The organism is Neobacillus sp. OS1-2, assembly GCF_030915505.1.
Taxonomy (GTDB): domain Bacteria; phylum Bacillota; class Bacilli; order Bacillales; family Cytobacillaceae; genus Neobacillus.
The window spans coordinates 848,958-866,297 of record NZ_CP133265.1; the positions used below are offsets into that span (position 1 = coordinate 848,958).

At 40.6% G+C, this 17,340-nt stretch carries 11 protein-coding genes and 1 pseudogene; 1 reads left to right on the forward strand and 11 read right to left on the reverse strand.

Going from position 1 to position 17,340, the window contains the following annotated elements:
• Positions 1 to 10 precede the first annotated feature (10 nt).
• The 6 genes and pseudogenes from menC to RCG19_RS04400 form a co-directional block, all read right to left on the reverse strand.
• The gene (gene menC / locus RCG19_RS04370) at positions 11 to 1,123 is read right to left on the reverse strand and encodes an o-succinylbenzoate synthase (RefSeq protein WP_308109826.1); all 1,113 of its coding nucleotides are present in this window, start codon (positions 1,121 to 1,123) and stop codon (positions 11 to 13) included.
• On the reverse strand, positions 1,104 to 2,591 hold the full coding sequence (locus RCG19_RS04375; protein WP_308109827.1) for an o-succinylbenzoate--CoA ligase: 1,488 nt from the start codon (positions 2,589 to 2,591) through the stop codon (positions 1,104 to 1,106). Before RCG19_RS04375 ends, menC begins: the two co-directional genes overlap by 20 nt.
• A 175-nt stretch (positions 2,592 to 2,766) precedes the next feature.
• On the reverse strand, positions 2,767 to 3,585 hold the full coding sequence (menB, locus tag RCG19_RS04380) for a 1,4-dihydroxy-2-naphthoyl-CoA synthase (RefSeq protein ID WP_166238927.1): 819 nt from the start codon (positions 3,583 to 3,585) through the stop codon (positions 2,767 to 2,769).
• A 14-nt stretch (positions 3,586 to 3,599) separates the two neighbouring features.
• Positions 3,600 to 4,417 (reverse strand): annotated as a pseudogene (gene menH, locus RCG19_RS04385) (2-succinyl-6-hydroxy-2,4-cyclohexadiene-1-carboxylate synthase).
• Complete coding sequence (gene menD / locus RCG19_RS04395) at positions 4,417 to 6,165, reverse strand: 2-succinyl-5-enolpyruvyl-6-hydroxy-3-cyclohexene-1-carboxylic-acid synthase (protein ID WP_308109829.1); 1,749 nt, start codon at positions 6,163 to 6,165, stop codon at positions 4,417 to 4,419. The pseudogene menH and the gene menD overlap by 1 nt, the downstream one beginning before the upstream one ends.
• A gap of 1 nt (position 6,166) precedes the next feature.
• The gene (locus RCG19_RS04400) at positions 6,167 to 7,567 is read right to left on the reverse strand and encodes an isochorismate synthase (RefSeq protein ID WP_308109830.1); all 1,401 of its coding nucleotides are present in this window, start codon (positions 7,565 to 7,567) and stop codon (positions 6,167 to 6,169) included.
• A gap of 354 nt (positions 7,568 to 7,921) precedes the next feature.
• On the opposite strand from RCG19_RS04400, the gene RCG19_RS04405 reads away from it, so the two are divergent.
• Entirely contained in the window at positions 7,922 to 8,860 is a 939-nt protein-coding gene (locus RCG19_RS04405; RefSeq protein ID WP_308109831.1) for a 1,4-dihydroxy-2-naphthoate polyprenyltransferase, read from the forward strand.
• Positions 8,861 to 8,964: 104 nt separating this feature from the next.
• Here the strand turns inward: RCG19_RS04405 and RCG19_RS04410 are convergent, their stop codons facing one another.
• From RCG19_RS04410 to glgB, 5 genes are read right to left on the reverse strand one after another with little or no spacing between them, the layout of a single operon-like run.
• A complete protein-coding gene (locus tag RCG19_RS04410; RefSeq protein WP_308109832.1) occupies positions 8,965 to 11,361 on the reverse strand; it encodes a glycogen/starch/alpha-glucan phosphorylase in 2,397 nt (798 codons plus the stop codon).
• The gene (gene glgA, locus RCG19_RS04415) at positions 11,351 to 12,802 is read right to left on the reverse strand and encodes a glycogen synthase GlgA (RefSeq protein WP_308109833.1); all 1,452 of its coding nucleotides are present in this window, start codon (positions 12,800 to 12,802) and stop codon (positions 11,351 to 11,353) included. Before glgA ends, RCG19_RS04410 begins: the two co-directional genes overlap by 11 nt.
• A complete protein-coding gene (locus tag RCG19_RS04420) occupies positions 12,799 to 13,830 on the reverse strand; it encodes a GlgC family sugar phosphate nucleotidyltransferase (RefSeq protein ID WP_308109834.1) in 1,032 nt (343 codons plus the stop codon). The genes glgA and RCG19_RS04420 overlap by 4 nt, the downstream gene beginning before the upstream one ends.
• A gap of 44 nt (positions 13,831 to 13,874) precedes the next feature.
• Positions 13,875 to 15,020: a glucose-1-phosphate adenylyltransferase gene (locus RCG19_RS04425; RefSeq protein ID WP_308109835.1), complete on the reverse strand. Its 1,146-nt coding sequence runs from the start codon at positions 15,018 to 15,020 to the stop codon at positions 13,875 to 13,877.
• Complete coding sequence (glgB, locus tag RCG19_RS04430) at positions 14,962 to 16,911, reverse strand: 1,4-alpha-glucan branching protein GlgB (protein WP_308109836.1); 1,950 nt, start codon at positions 16,909 to 16,911, stop codon at positions 14,962 to 14,964. The genes RCG19_RS04425 and glgB overlap by 59 nt, the downstream gene beginning before the upstream one ends.
• Positions 16,912 to 17,340: the final 429 nt, after the last annotated feature.

Consider the following 17,340-nt stretch of genomic DNA (forward strand, 5'->3'; position numbering starts at 1 on the left):
GCCTGGTTTTTTACTGTGGAAAAGAAAACAATTTTTTTGCTAATAAGACTTCCAGAAGCCTGTTTTCATTTATTTCATACCCGATACCCGGGCTCTCCGGTACTGTAATAAACCCATTTTCCACAGTAACTTCAGGTGTGATAATATCCTCGTCCCAAAACCGGCTTGATGCGGATATATCCCCTGGAATGGAAAAGCCAGGGAGGGAAGCTAGTGCAATATTATGGGCACGGGAAATTCCGAACTCAATCATTCCACCGCACCAAACCGGAATTCCTCTTTCAAAACAATAATCATGAATTCGCTTCGCTTCATAAAGTCCACCAACGCGGCCCACTTTAATATTGATTACCTTACAGCTCCCAAATTCTATCGCTTTACGTGCATCGTCAAAGGTGACAATGCTTTCATCCAAACAAATAGGTGTCCGAATTTCTTTTTGCAACTGAGCATGTTCGATAATATCATCGTGTGCCAGGGGCTGCTCAATCATCATTAAGTTAAAATCGTCTAATGCTTTTAAGCGATCGATATCCTGTAGCGAATAGGAGGAATTGGCATCTGCCATGATGGACAGGTCTGGGTAGTGGTGACGGATTTCTGAAAGAAAAGCGTAATCCTGTTTGGGATTTATTTTTACTTTAATCCGCTGATAACCTTGGTCAAGGTATTGCTCAATTTGCTGTAATGCTTTTACGGTCGAGTCCGTTGCCACCACCACACCAGAAGCAATAAGGGGGCGTGTGCCGCAGATTACTTTTGAGAGCGGCTCTAATTTAGACTTCGCATATAAATCCCACAGGGCTGTTTCTAAGGCTGCTTTAGCCATATTGTTTCTTCTGATTCTGCTAAAAAGATGGGAGGCCTCCTTAGGGTGTTGGATTGGATGTTTTTGCAGTAATGGAATCAACATATCCGTTAACATATGTAAACTGGTTGCAACCGTTTCTTCGGTATACCACGGCGTAGAAAAAGCAACTCCTTCCCCATACCCTGTCAGACCATCTTTGCTGGTAACCTTTACGATAATTCCTTCACGGTCATTCACCGCACCTAAATGCGTCAGAAACGGAGACCTTAATGGCATTTGAATCACAAAGAGCTCAATCGAGGCTATTTTCATCGTTTGTCACCCACTCGCGCAATGTTCTTCTCAGTAGTTTTTTAGCCGCGTTTCTTGGGAGCTTTTCAGTAAAATAGAAAACTTTTGGCACCTTGTATCTAGCAAGTTGCTTTTGGCAAAATTGCTGAAGCTCATCCGTGGAAACAAAGTTGTTTTTTACGATGAAAGCAACAGGTACCTGTCCCCATTTCGCATCATCGACGCCTGTGACACCAGCTTCTACAACTGCCGGATGGGCCAATAAAACTGCTTCGATTTCAGCTGGGTATATGTTTTCTCCGCCCGAAATAATCAAATCAGAACGGCGGTCGATGACATATAAAAATCCTTCACCATCTAAATAGCCAATATCTCCTGTATAAAACCAGCCATCACGAAATCTTTCTTCCATAGCTTTTGGACAATATAAATATCCTGGTGTAACGTTTGGTCCCTTTACGGTAATTTCACCAGCTTCCCCCGCTTCGGCAGGAATCCCATTATCCTTGACAATGATAAGTTGAGACGGGAACAATGGTTTTCCGGCTGAGCCAAGCTTTGTCAGGCTGTATTCTGGTGAAAGTGTCACAATTTGCGAGGAGGATTCTGTCATGCCATACGACTGAAAGACAGGAATATCTTTTTCCACACAAGCCTCTAGTAATGGTAATGGAGCAGGGCCCCCACCTAACAGCATGCAGCGGAATTGATTGGGAAGCCTTCTGTCCCCCAATGCATCGACAATTCCAGTTAACATTGTCCCGACCACTGACATAATGGTAACCTTTTTTACCTGAATATCCCTAATCGTTTTTTCTACGTCAAAATGTTCATGCAGGACTATCGGCATGCCATAGATGACACTGCGCATAAGGATAGAGAAGCCGCTAATATGGAACAGTGGAACAGAACAAAGCCAGCAATCCATCTCCATTTTTCCCAAGTTTAATGCAGAACCGACTGAACTCCACCAATGGTTTCCGTATGTCTGTATGACACCTTTCGGGTTTCCAGTCGTTCCCGAAGTGTACATAATCGTACAGATGTCAGATAAATTGACTTCATTTTGGATTACTGGTTCCACTGGCTTTAGTTGAAATAGGTCTTCTTTCGTTATCGCCTTCAATGCTGCCTTTTCTTCAAGTTCTTTCGTGGCAAAAGCTTCTTCTAAAATTAGGAATGCTGCTTTGGAATCATTGAGTTGCCAAACTAATTCTGATGTAGTTAATCTATTGTTTAATATAACTGCTTTGGCGCCTATTATCTGAAGTGCAAATAAGATTATCACTGTATCAAGATGATTTTTTAATAGTACTCCAACCAATTGACCTTTTTGAACACCTTGAGTCTGAAGTTTCCCGGCAGTATCCAGAGAACAATGGTAAAGCTCGTTAAATGTTAAGGATTTCTCCTGAAAATATATGGCTGTTCGGTCAGGAGTAAGAAAAGCTCTATTCTTTATAAAATTGGGCATGATTTCCTTTGACATTTTTAACACCCTCTTAAAAAAACTCTTTGTTTGATTCTAAACTTTTATTAGCGGGGAGGAAAACGGTTCTACTTAACCTTTTTCGATTCTGTTCTCCGTTTCGGTCACGGAGAACCACTCCTCTCCCATTTATAAAAAACAGCCTGATGGAGTCCATCAAGCTGCTTTTACATGATCAAGGGAAACGCGGGAATTGGCCGAAATCAGGCTTGCGCTTTTCTTTAAAAGCGTCGCGGCCTTCTTTTGCCTCATCAGTTGTATAGTAAAGCAATGTTGCATCACCAGCAAATTGCTGAAGTCCTGCTAAACCATCCGTATCGGCATTCATGGCAGCTTTTATGAAACGAAGAGCTGTTGGACTTTTCTCAAGCATTTCTTCACACCATTTAATGGTCTCATCTTCAACTTGCTCCAAAGGAACAACCGTGTTAACTAAGCCCATATCAAGCGCTTCTTGCGCATTATACTGACGGCATAAATACCAGATTTCACGGGCTTTCTTATGACCGATAATTCTTGCTAGGTAACCTGAACCATAACCGGCATCAAAACTTCCAACCTTAGGACCTGTTTGGCCAAACACAGCATTATCTGCCGCAATTGTTAAATCACAGACAACGTGAAGTACATGTCCGCCACCGATGGCATATCCTTTTACCATTGCTATCACTGGCTTAGGAATTACTCGGATTAAACGCTGTAAATCAAGCACGTTTAAGCGAGGAATTTGATCCTCCCCAACATAGCCTCCATGTCCGCGAACACTTTGATCTCCGCCGGAACAGAATGCTTTTTCCCCTGCACCTGTCAACACAATTACACCAATGCTGGAATCATCACGTGCATGTGCAAAAGCATCGAACATTTCCGATACCGTTTTCGGTGTAAAGGCATTATGTACATGTGGTCGGTTAATGGTGATTTTTGCTATTCCGTTATAAGTCTCATATAAAATTTCTTCATACTTGCGTCCTGGAACCCATTCTACTGTCAAAATAAAATCCTCCTTTATCGCTTTTTTGACAAAAAGTCACTTACTATTGTACCAAACTTTTGTGATTCTTCCACATGAATTGCATGTCCACAATTTTCAACGGCAACCCAAGAACCCTTTTTAAGAGACTTCAGCATTCTCTCTGCAATCCCACAAAACTTTTTATCCTCCGCACCGGTTAGCAGCAAAACCTCACATTCAAGCTGTTTTATAGGGGAACCCCACCAGGAAGGCTGTGCGCCTGTCCCCATTCCAAGTAAACTATTTGCCAGACCTAAAACAGAATTATGTAACCGCTGAGACCTGATAGATTTAATAACCTCTGCGGGGAGTCGTTTCATTGATGAAAACAGGGGAATATCCCCCCAATAATCAACAAACGATGTAATCCCCTCATTAACAATAAATTTTGCAAGTTCCGTATCTTTCATACGACGGAGTTCCCTCTCATCCTCTGTTTCCAGCCCTGGAGAGGCGCTTTCTAGGATTAACCTCCGAACTCTATTTGGAAATAGCAGTGCAAAAGTAAGGGCAAGTCTGCCCCCATTGAATAGCCTAGTAAATCTATTTGCTCCACAGCTAATTCATCAAGAATCCGATTCAAGTCACTAGCAACTACTTCTATTTGATAACGATTTATCTCATTAGGTGACTCCGTCTTACCGTGCCCAATAATGTCCGGAGCAATTACCAAAGAATGCTGGCCCCAGGACTCAAAAAACGGCATCCATGTAGAGGCATCTCCCGTAAATCCATGCAATACGACAAGCGCTGGGGTTCCATTACCACGAACCTCCACATGATAGCGAATTCTATCGACAGTAATGTCCATTACTGCTTACCTTTGACGAAACTTGATATTTCCTGGGAAACAGATGCCCAAAATCCACGATGCTCCTGGAGATTTTCATCTCTTTTTGTCGCAACTTCGTACACGTGAATTCCGGATTGACCCTTACTCTTTTTCATTTCCAATTCCAAATGCCGCCAATTCTTTATTTTCACAAATTCTCCGTTAAACATCCTGACAGCGTGCTCGAATTCGATTGTAAGAGGTGTTCCAAATAAAAGCTCAAAGTTTTTCGGATGTTCCGATTGCGGTAAGAAGGAAAAAATACCGCCGCCATTATTGTTTACAAGAATAATATGAATATCGATATCATAAAGTTTTGCCGCGATCAGTCCATTTAAATCATGGAAAAAGGTTAAATCCCCAAGAACCAAATATAAGGACTTTGAGTATAATGCTGCACCTAATGCCGTAGAAACGGTCCCATCAATGCCATTAGCACCTCTGTTTGCCATTATCTTAATTGATTTACGATTATTTAAGAAAAAGCTATCTAAGTCACGGATTGGCATGCTATTGCCAACAAATAGGGTCGCCCCTTCAGGTAGCATTTCTGCTATTTGATAAAATAACCTGCCTTCACTTAAATCCGTTATGTCACGAAGGAGCGTCATATTTTCCTTTGTGAGCGCATTAACCTGTTTCCAATCCTCAAGATAATCTCCTGGCGTCCCGCTGCCGACACGGGCCAACAGTTTTTCGCAAAACAACGTTTCATTACAAAAAATCATGTTCGTTGATAATGCAGCCGGATCACGCCAGCCGCCGCCGCCATCCACAACAAATTGATCAGCCTGGTGATTTTCTTTTAGAAAAATCGTTAATGCCTTAGAAACCGGCATCGCCCCAAACCGTATAACCACATCAGGCTTTAAGAAACCTTTTGCCTCTTCATTCCTTAAAAACGTATCATAGGATTCAATAATTTGGGCAGTGCTGTGGGTACCACTTCGCAATTGCGATAACGGGTCTGCTAAAATAGGATAGTGTAATACCTCGGAAAGCTCCGTTACAGCTTTAGCAAATTGCTGGTCAGCGATGTTGCCACAGACAATAATTCCTCTTTCCTTCCCCTTTAATGTTTCAGCAATCATGTTAATTTGTTCATCATTAATCGTGAATTCACCATTTTGAACTTTAACATATCCATTTGGCCGTTCTGAGATCTGAAAAAGTGAATCATCCAATTTCGGAATAAGCGGTTCGCGGAACGGAAAATTCAAATGGACGGGCCCTGCTGGAGAAGCAGCCGCGATGGCTGCAGCTCGGGCGCATACAGTCCGGGCATAGCGGATGATTTCATCGTTTTTCTCCGGTAGAGCCATTTCAGCAAACCATTTTACATGATGACCATATAAATGAATTTGATCAATTGCCTGCGGTGCCCCTACTTCTCTTAGCTCGTGCGGCCTGTCAGCAGTTAGCACAATTAAGGGCACCCGTGAATACCTTGCCTCAATAATCGCAGGAAAATAGTTAGCGGCTGCTGTACCTGAAGTACAGAGCATCGCAACGGGTTTATTTGATGCCTTGGCAATTCCTAAAGCAAAAAAAGCGGCTGAGCGTTCATCTACATGAATATGAACGTTTAATTCAGGATGCTCTGCCATCACCATTGCCATCGGAGTAGAGCGTGAACCAGGACTGACAACAACATCCGTTACCCCTGTTGAAACAAGTTCTGAAATAAATGCGGCAATATAAGCCGTTAATGCTTCCTGATGATCCATGTTATTTTCCCCCAAGAGCTCGAAGCATTGGTGTAAACTTCAAGCTGGTTTCCAAATATTCACTTTCCGAATCTGAATCGGCTACAACACCACAGCCGGCAAACAACGATACCTCGTCACCCTGTAATAATCCACAGCGAATAGAGACAGCAAATTCACCATTTTGTTTATAGTCGACCCAGCCGAGAGGCGCACCGTAGAAGCCGCGGTCAAGTTCTTCCACCTGTCTAATTTTTTCAACTGCTGCTTTCTTCGGCAAGCCTCCCAGGGCAGGCGTTGGATGAAGTCTTTCAACCAATAAGAGTAGTGATGTTTCTTTGCTGCACTTCCCGATTACCGGTGTATAGAGATGCTGGATATCCCGATTTTTTAACAATTGCGGTTTGTCCGGTAGAATAATTTCTTCGCACGATTCCTCTAAAGCTTCTTTAATCATTTCTACCACAAACCCATGCTCAATCAGGTTTTTCTGATCATTTAGCAATGTTTGGCCTAAAATCTGATCTTCTTCTTCTGAAGCCCCGCGTGAGATCGAGCCAGCTAAGCAGGTGGAATAGACTTCAGAACCACGCTTTTTCACTAGCCGCTCTGGCGTTGCCCCAATAAAACAATCTCCATTTGATTCGAACGCAAAGATATAGCTTGCAGGCTGTTGAGTATATAAATTTTCTAACACCGCTTCTGCCTCTACCTTATCGGTAAAGAAAAGACGAAGCTCACGGGCAAGGACGACTTTTTTTAATGGACCGTTTGTTAACTCTGTCACAACTCCATCAACAGTCTGTTTCCATTCCTCAGGCGAAATTTCATTCGTTTCTACTAAAACTGCAGGCTTCACTCCATGATTCTGTTTCAACGAAAGAAGCAGCTGATTCCTCTCATCCACAATCTTACTAAAGAGCGACGAATCATCATTTGGTGTAATAACGATATTAGTGGTTAAATAGGTCTCACCATCAATCAAACTCAATAAATATTTGGGAATATGGAACAATGAATCAGCAAATTTGGACCACAGATCCGTTTTTTCTTTATAGGGATCAAAGGAAAATCCACCGAACATGAGAGGTCCAACAGCCAATTTTGAATATGGGTTAAAAATGATGCTATCCTCTAAAAAACTCTTCCACTCTCTTTCAACATGAAAAAAGCGGTCAGTAGCCTGATCCGACTGAATTTGTTTTGAAATTCCAAGCCCAATTAGCACAATCTCGTTTGTTGGGTCTTTCCAGAAAAAACGTTCCCCACAATAGCGGTCTTTTCCTATGTTAAAAAAAGACAAAGGGTTAATCGTATCGATAGGATGGACTTCACTTATTAAAATAGGCCGGCCAAGTTCCTTCGCACGATTTACTGCCAAAAGACCTCTTTCTTTCATTTCTGTTTCTTGAATGGTAACCAAACAAATCCCTCCAAAACAGCCGAAATGACTGTTATCCATTCATTTTAATACTTTTAAATTACTACTCCCATTGTAAAGAAGTCAATAATTGTTGTCACTACAATACCGTTTCATTCCTTATTATATATCAAAATTGTTACAATTAGGTTGAAAACAACTTTTTCCCTCTTTTCATTTTCTCACTAACCACATAATAATAATCAGGAAGGGATAATCTTCCGGTTATGAAAGCAAAAACCCATTGACACTACTAGGGCAATTACATAAACTAATGGTTGGGCAACAAACCTAATGGATTAGACTTTGACATTTATAATAGATAGAGAAAAATTTTATAAAAGGGGAGAGAAGAATATGCAGCCAAATGTACAGCATCATTCGAAACCTGCCGTTTCATCAAACCGAGGCTTTCAGGTTTGGTGGCAAATGACCCGTCCACATACCTTAACCGCCTCGTTTGTACCGGTCTTACTTGGTACGGCATTGGCACTAAAACACGAACGTTTTCATCTTGGTCTTTTTGCTGCGATGTTGATTGCCAGCATGTTGATTCAAGCTGCGACCAATATGTTTAACGAATACTTTGATTACAAACGCGGTCTTGATACTGAACACTCAGTTGGGATTGGCGGAACGATTGTCCGCGATGGTATAAAACCAAAAACGGTCATCAACCTTGCTTTTGGATTTTATGGAATTGCCCTGTTATTAGGAGTCTATATTTGTGCGAATAGCAGCTGGTGGCTAGCCGTTGTTGGCCTTGTATGTATGGCTGTCGGGTATTTTTATACCGGAGGCCCGTTCCCGATTGCCTATACACCGTTTGGTGAACTTTTTTCCGGATTTTTTATGGGGATGTTGATTATTTTAATCTCCTTCTTTATTCAAACGGGAACAGTCACGAGCACAAGCATCCTTGTCTCCGTTCCAAGTATGATATTAGTTGGGATGATTATGTTATCCAATAATATCCGCGACCTTGATGGTGATAAGGAAAATGGCCGTAAAACTGTTGCCATTCTTTTAGGAAAAAAGAGAGCTATTTATTTATTAGCCGGGATGTTCACCTTTTCCTATCTATGGGTTTTGGGGCTTATCATTAGCGGAAATGTTCCATTTTGGACAGCAATCGTTATTCTGAGTGCTCCAAAGGCGATTAAAGCAACCAAAGGTTTCATCGCAAATACTATTCCAATCAAAATGGCACCAGCAATGATTGCGACGGCTCAAACGAACACCATTTTTGGATTTCTACTTGCAGTCGGTATTTTTATCGGTCACTATTTTTCATAAGAAAAGCGCAAGCGCCCTGGAGCTGGACATTTCTCAAAGTCGAAAATTTATATTTTCATATCTTTTTAAGCAAGAGACTTCTGCCGTAACGGCAGAAGCCTTTTTTAATACAGTGGTTTAATCCTCCATATTTCATCAGCATATTCCTTTATCGTTCGGTCACTCGAGAAATAGCCGGCCTGTGCAATATTTGCCAAGCTCATTTTTTGCCACTTTGCCTTATCCATAAACGTTTCACTAATTGTACGTTGAATGTCGGTATAGGCGGCAAAATCCTTTAAAACAAAATATTGATCATTTTCCTCTACTAACGAATCAACTATCGGCTCAAATTCATTTTGAACCCCCGGGAAAAATCCATTTACAAGCTGATCGACAGCCTGTTTGATTCGATAATCATGATGATAATACTCGCGCGATTGGTAGCCGCCATACTGATAATAATGAAGCACTTCATCTGCCGTTAATCCAAACGTAAAGATATTTTCATCGCCAACTAACTCACGAATCTCAATATTGGCACCATCCAATGTCCCTACAGTTAAGGCACCATTAATCATAAATTTCATATTTCCGGTACCTGATGCCTCTTTGCTTGCTGTAGAGATTTGTTCACTTACATCCGAGGCAGGAAAGATTTTTTCAGCTAGGGAAACGCGATAATTCTCTAGAAAGATTACCTTCATCTTATCCCCGATTTGTCGGTCATTATTTACTTTCTCGGCAACCGTGTTAATTAATTTGATAATCTTTTTCGCATAATAATAACCAGGTGATGCCTTAGCTCCAAAAATAAACACCCTCGGTGCGGTTGAAAAGTTTGAATCCTCTTTCATCCGGTTATATAAATGCATAATGTGTAATACATTTAACAGCTGCCGCTTATAGGCATGAAGCCGTTTTACCTGAACGTCAAAAATAGCTCCAGTATCAACACCTACTCCTGTTTTATCCAAAATAATATCCGCAAGCCTCTGTTTATTTTCATTTTTAATTTTTAACAGCTGCTCTAAAAAGGCAGAATCATTTTGATACCTAAGTAACTGGGAAAGTTCCTCGGCCGAATAAGTCCAAGAAGGCCCTATTGAATCAGTGATAAGTGCTGATAAATTTGGATTGGCTTTTAACAGCCAGCGCCGATAAGCTATTCCATTGGTTTTATTGTTAAATTTCTCTGGAAACAATTCATAAAACGGTTTCATCTCTCGTTTCTTCAATATTTCCGTATGCAACTTGGCCACACCATTTACACTAAAGCTGCCGACAATCGCCAAATGGGCCATTTTCACATAGTTATCCGCTATAATGGCTAGTTCACCTATTCTCTGCCAATCGCCAGGTGTCTGTTCCCAAAGCTCCTGGCAAAAACGCTCATTGATTTCTTCGACAATCATAAAGATTCTTGGCAATAACGGCTGAAAAATATGTATTGGCCATTTTTCTAACGCTTCCGATAATGTCGTATGATTGGTATAGGAAATGGTATGTTTCGTTACATGCCATGCCTTGTCCCAATCATAGCCTTCCTCATCAATCAAGATTCTCATTAACTCTGGAATAGCCAGGACAGGGTGGGTGTCGTTTATATGGATACAAATATGTTTATGGAGCTGCTCCAAGCTGGCGTGCTGCTTCCTGTAGGTTCTTACAATCGATTGGATGCTCGCCGATACTAAAAAGTATTGCTGCTTTAACCGTAAAATTTTCCCCTCATCATGGGTATCATCAGGGTATAAAAACTCAGAAATCGACTCAGTCTCACGCTTGTATTTTAAAATATCCTTATGAATCGGAAAGGGTGAAGGCTCCGCATTCCAAAGCCTTAGCGTATTGACGTTATTCGATTGAAACCCGATAACAGGCATATCATGTGGGACGGCCGTTACAGTTTCAGCATTCTGATGATGAAAAACGAGGCGATTATTTTCCATCTTGGCCTCCACCTTACCCCAAAACGGGATTTTCACTGCACGATCCGCCTTTCGAATTTCCCAGACATTACCGCTTCGTAACCATTGCTCCGGCAATTCCACTTGATAGCCATCGACAATTTTTTGTTCAAACAAGCCGTGTTTATAACGAATCCCGTGGCCATGACCCGGTAGATTTAAGGAGGCAAGTGAGTCTAGAAAACAGGCGGCTAATCTTCCTAAACCGCCGTTTCCTAGGCCTGCATCCGCTTCTAATTCCTCGAGTGCATCCAAGTCAATTCCTAACTCCTGAAGTCCAACTTGCACAGTTTCCTCTACACCTAAGTTTATTAAATTTTGCCTTAATAACTTTCCTAATAAATACTCAATTGATAAATAATAGACCTGCTTTCCCTCTGAAGCAAGATATCGTTCATTCGTTGCAATCCAGTCATTACTAACAAACTCACGAATCATACTGCCCAGGGTTTGATATTGATCCCTTGATGAGCTCTCTGAAAAACTCTTTCCGCACTGCATCTCGAGTCTTTTAAGAAAGGTGTTCTTAAACTCTATTGTACTAGAAAACATGCGTTTCACTCCTTGACACAAGCGCAGCATAGAGCTGGTTATAACTAAATGCCGATTGGGCCCAGCTATAGTCCTTTTTCATTGCCTGCCTGACAATCGATTCCCAACTCTTTTTATCATAATAAAAGCTGACCGCTCTTTGAATGGTAAAAAGCATATCGTGGGCATTAAAGTTACTGAAGGAGAAGCCGTTTCCTTCACCGGTAAATTCATTCCATGCCTTAACGGTATCATTTAAGCCTCCCGTTTCACGAACGATTGGGATGGCACCGTATTTCATCGCAATCAGTTGACCAAGACCGCACGGTTCAAATAGCGATGGCATTAAAAATAAGTCTGCAGCGGCATAAAGTTTATGGGCAAGTTCCTCATTAAAACCGGTATGAACCTTTAACTTTTCAGGATAGATTCGAGCCGCCTGCCTTAAATGTTCCTCATATTCATAATCACCTGTTCCGAGAATGATTACCTGTACATCCTCTTGCAAAATTTCACGAAGGACACACTTAACCAGTTCTAAACCCTTTTGCCTTGTTAGCCTTGAAATCATCACAAGTAATGGTGTCCCGGTACTTTGCGCCAAGCCAAATCTTTTTTGAATCTCTTTTTTGTTAATTGCCTTCTTTTGAACCGTTTCTGCTTTATAAGTCTGATCAATGAGCGGGTCAATTGCCGGATTGTAAAATTCCTCATCAATTCCATTTAATATTCCGGTCAGATCCTCATCTCTTTCCCGCAAAAGACCGTCAAGCTTTTCTCCATATACAGGTGTTTGAATTTCCTTTTTATACGTAGGGCTCACGGTCGTTATTTTATCAGCTGCCACAAGCGCCCCCTTCATAAAATTGATATTCCCGAAGAACTCTAATTGGCCAGTGTGGAATGAATGGTTATCCATACCTAGCAAATCGCCCAGTACCTCTTTTGGAAAAATCCCTTGAAATTGCAGATTATGAATGGTGAACACTGTCCGGATTTGCCCATATCCTTTTCGCTTGAAATATTCCGTTCTAAGGAGAAATGGAATCATCGCGGTATGCCAATCATGGCAATGAAGAACATCTGGAATAAAATCCAGTTGTGCTAAGGACTCGAGTACTGCCCGATTAAAATAGGCAAATCTTTCGCCATCATCAAAATATCCATAAAGATTATCCCGTTTAAAATAGTATTCATTATCAATGAAATAATAGGTAACCCCTTGATAAGTAAGCTCATCAACTCCACAATATTGATTTCTCCAGCCAACAGGTACGGTAAATTCCTTGACCTTTTTCATTTTTTGCTTATATTCTTCAGCAATGGTTCCATATTTGGGGACCATCACTCTAACGTCTGTTCCTTGGCTCTTTAATTCTTTTGGGAGAGAGCCTGCAACATCAGCAAGCCCTCCCGATTTAGCAAATGGTCCACACTCCGAAACGGCAAATAATACTTTCACGAGTTCATCAACGCTCCTTGTTTTAAACCTTTACGAATAACATATGGTGAATGGGCAGTTCCGGTTAACCGTGTTCCTGCTTCAATCTTTACATCTTTATCCAAAATAACGGAGTCTAAATAACAATTCTCCTCGATTTGGCACTTTTGCATGATAATACAGTTCTTAATAACCGCACCCTTCCCAATTTTAACCCCACGAGAGATGATACTATTCTCCACCGTCCCGCTGATGAAGCAGCCATTCGCAATCATTGCATTTTTAACCACGGAATCTGTTACATATTTAGTGGGCGGTTCATCCTTTACTTTCGTCAAAATCGGCTGCTCTTTTAAAAATAGTTTCCTCCACACATCGGACTGCAGCAGTTTCATACTTGTAGAGAAGTAGGTTTCAATCGAATCTATCATTACGGCATAGCCGTCATATTCATAGTGACAAATAGCATATTCGTTATGAATAGCCGTTACAACATCCTTTATACAGGTATATCCTGTTTCATGTCTTCCTTCAATCAATTTGATAAGTAAGGAAGTTTTGATCATATACATTTCCATTGAACTTCCATCCTGGTGATGGATTTCAGTAATATCACATTTTGCCTGTCTATGCCAATCAAATATTGGTCGAAGATCCATATTCAAAATCGTGTTACAGTTCGCAATAATTGCATACTCTTGTGTACTGCGATGAAAATAGTCCATATTGGCTGCGAAATGTTCAAACGAGCCAATTTTATTGCCGTCGTTATCCACTATCGGGGATGGGAAAAAGAACAGACCGTCACGCTTTCGGTTTAAATCCCAATTCTTTCCTGAACCTAAATGGTCCATGAGCGAGCGATATTGCATTTTTGGAAAAATCGCCACACTGCGAATCCCTGAATTCACCATATTTGAAAGTACAAAGTCAATAATCCGGTACCGACCCGCAAAAGGTAATGCGGCAAGTGAGCGATGTGTTAAAAGATCTTCTAAATCATCATGATAAGTTGTGGCATCAATAACGCCTAATAGCTTTCTTTTCACTCCAAATTCCCCTCCAGTTTTTCTATTTAACAAATGTATGAGATTTAATAGGCAGGATATAGTCCTTTTAACACTTCTTCGGTAACAAGAATAATTTCGTCATCAAGGGAACGAATGACTGTCCCGTCTGGTACAGTAACATCACATGGGACAATCGCCTTTTCTATCAAGCAGTTATTTCCAATCTTTGCGTCAGGCATAATGACCGATTCTTTTATCGTGCTGCCCTTACCAACCGCTACACCCTGAAACAAAACAGACTTTTCAATTTCCCCTTCGATGGTACAACCTTCATTAATCAGTGACTCTCTAACAATTGCATCCGAAGAAATATATTGTGGCGGTTGATTCGGATTGACCGAATAAATTCTCCAATCATGGTCAAATAAGTCTAACTCGCATTCTTCACCTAAAAGATCCATGTTTGCCTCCCACAGGCTTTGGACTGTACCGACATCCTTCCAATACCCCTGAAACGGATAGGCGAACAATTTCTTATTTTCCTCTAATAGCAGTGGTAATACATCTTTCCCAAAGTCATGGCTTGAATCTGGATTGCGTTCATCCATTTCTAAATATTCCTTCAATATATTCCAGTTAAAGATATAAATGCCCATGGATGCAAGATTATTTTTGGGATTGCTAGGCTTTTCTTCAAACTCTGTTATTCTCATATCGTCGGTTGTATTCATGATCCCAAAACGGCTGGCTTCAACCCAGGGAACCTCTATTAAGGAAATCGTCACATCCGCTCTTTTTTCAATATGATATTCGAGCATGCTTTCGTAATTCATTTTGTAAATATGGTCTCCAGATAGGATTAATACATATTCCGGATTATATTGTTTCAAATAATTCAGGTTTTGATAAATGGCGCTTGCTGTTCCGGTATACCACTTTACTTCCGAAGACTCACTATAAGGTGGTAGAACGGTTACCCCGCCATCCTTACGATCAAGATCCCAGGCACTGCCAATTCCAATATACGAATTTAATAGAAGCGGTTGGTACTGCGTTAACACCCCTACTGTATCAATACCAGAATTAACGCAGTTACTTAAGGTAAAATCAATGATTCGGTATTTCCCGCCAAATGGAACGGCTGGTTTTGCCAAATCTCTTGTCAGCGAATTAAGTCTGCTTCCTTTCCCTCCTGCTAACAACATGGCTACGCACTTTTTCTTTCCCATTTCCTTTTCGCTCCTTTCGTTTTTTAACTGGTCTGATAATTTGAAAACCAAACGGGGGAATCGTTATCTCTAATGAGAATGGCTGGCCATGAAACGGCTTTTCGCTGGCCAAAATTGTCTTCTTATTCGTTAATCCGGTCCCACCGTATTCTTGTAGGTCGCTATTCAAAATTTCCCGATACTCGCCTTCTTTAGGGACACCGATTTTATAAACCGGGTAATGTACTCCCGTAAAATTACAAATAACGAGTAAAAAATCCTCTGCCTTTTTTCCTTTTCGAATAAAGGAGAAAATCGATTGATGACTATTATTAGCATCAATCCATTCAAATCCATCCTGCAAATGATCTAATTCATACAATGCTTTCGAGCGTTTATAAAGTTTCATTAATACTTTTACATATGTGTTTAAGTTACGGTGCATGTCATACTCCATTAAGTTCCAATCCAGTTGTTCTCTGTCTTTCCATTCAGCAAACTGACCAAATTCAAAGCCCATAAATAGGAGTTTCTTCCCCGGGTGGGCAAACATATAACCTAATAACAGTCTTAGCTGGGCAAATTTCTCCCAATAATCCCCCGGCATCTTATCTAAAAGTGACTTTTTCCCATGGACTACTTCATCATGAGAAAACGGCAGCATAAAATTTTCTAAAAAGGCATACAAAAGCGAAAACGTAACCTTTGAATGAACCTGTGAGCGAGCATATGGGGGTGTTTCCATATATTTAAGCATGTCATTCATCCAGCCCATATTCCATTTATAATCAAAGCCCAGACCGCCATAAAGGACTGGTGCAGTCACATTTGGAAACTCGGTAGAATCCTCACCAATCATTAGAAAATGGGGATCAAATTCATGTATTTCTTTATTTAACCTTTTTAAAAATTGAATTCCAATCGGATTTTCTCGTTTTCCACCAGTTGAATTGGGCCAATAAATAATGTTTGCAACAGCATCCATTCGAAAGCCATCAATATGGAAATAGTCGATCCAATAGAGGGCGTTTGAGATAAGGAAGCTTTGCACTTCACCTTTTCCTAAGTCAAAATTGGCCGTCCCCCATATGACATTTTCCCTATCATGAGCGTTACTATAAGAATAAATGTGTGTTCCATCGAAGCGATATAAACCATGGGCATCCTTACAAAAGTGACCTGGGACCCAATCCAGAATGACACCAATTCCGTGCTGATGGCACTGATCCACGAAGTATCTGAATTCGTCAGGCGTACCATACCTGGATGTGACTGAAAAATAGCCAGTTCCTTGATAACCCCATGATGCATCGAGCGGGTGCTCGACAATAGGTAAAATTTCAATATGGGTAAAACCATGCTCTACTACATAGGGAATTAGTTCTGAAGCCAACTCCTGATAGGTTAGGTAGTCTTCATTGTCATGCTTCTTCCAAGATCCTAGGTGTACCTCATAAATAATGGCTGCATCTGATAAGAAGTTCTTTTTTTCCCTGCGATTCATCCAATGTCCATCATTCCATTTATACTTGTTTAAGGAATAAACGATGGAGGCGGTATCGGGTCTTTCTTCGGAATAAAAGGCAAACGGATCTGCCTTCAGCAGCCTCTCTCCTGTTTGTGAAATAATTTCATACTTGTAAATCTTTCCTCCAAAGTCTTGATTGACAACAATAATCCATATTCCCTCATCATTAACCTTTTGTAGTTCATATCCTTCACCATTCCAGTTATTAAAATCGCCCAGTAGCCTTACATGAATGGCATTTGGGGCCCACACGCAAAATCGGGTATATACTTGATTGGAATCCCTTAAGATATGAGCGCCAAAAAGCTGATGACTTTGAAAGTAGCTGCCTTCGTGAAATAAATGCAGCTGATAATCCGTTGGAAAAAACGTGTTCACTGTCATGGCTCTCCTCATCCTCAATGAAAATATGTATTTCAAAAACCAATTATAAGCGGTATTGCTTCATATTCCTCGAAATACTTTTTTATCTTTTCTGACAACATATGAGGTTAGCTTCTATAAAGAACTCTATTCCAACAAACTTCGACAGGATACGTCCAAATATTCAACAACAACCGACAGGAATCTATTAAGTTTTTCTGAAATTTTTTTAAAAAAAGTTATTTATTCATTAACAATTTAACGGGATAAAATGTGGGTAAAAAGGAGTGAATGTAAGCGGTATCAATGATTTTAGCGAAAATCATTTCCGTGAGGTTATTATGTTGAAATAATGTTTTTTAGTAAATTGGAGGTTTTTTCCTTTGACATGATTTATCACATACCTGGTGCAAAAAATGAAATACAAAAAAACTGATAACAGTTTGTTAT

Coding starts and splice junctions, on each gene's coding strand:
- glgB (WP_308109836.1), bottom strand. CDS start 16,911: ATGACAGTGAACACGTTTTTTCCAACGGATTATCAGCTGCATTTATTT.
- RCG19_RS04375 (WP_308109827.1), bottom strand. CDS start 2,591: ATGTCAAAGGAAATCATGCCCAATTTTATAAAGAATAGAGCTTTTCTT.
- RCG19_RS04410 (WP_308109832.1), bottom strand. CDS start 11,361: ATGTTTTCTAGTACAATAGAGTTTAAGAACACCTTTCTTAAAAGACTC.
- menC (WP_308109826.1), bottom strand. CDS start 1,123: ATGAAAATAGCCTCGATTGAGCTCTTTGTGATTCAAATGCCATTAAGG.
- RCG19_RS04425 (WP_308109835.1), bottom strand. CDS start 15,020: ATGGGAAAGAAAAAGTGCGTAGCCATGTTGTTAGCAGGAGGGAAAGGA.
- RCG19_RS04405 (WP_308109831.1), top strand. CDS start 7,922: ATGCAGCCAAATGTACAGCATCATTCGAAACCTGCCGTTTCATCAAAC.
- menD (WP_308109829.1), bottom strand. CDS start 6,165: ATGGATCATCAGGAAGCATTAACGGCTTATATTGCCGCATTTATTTCA.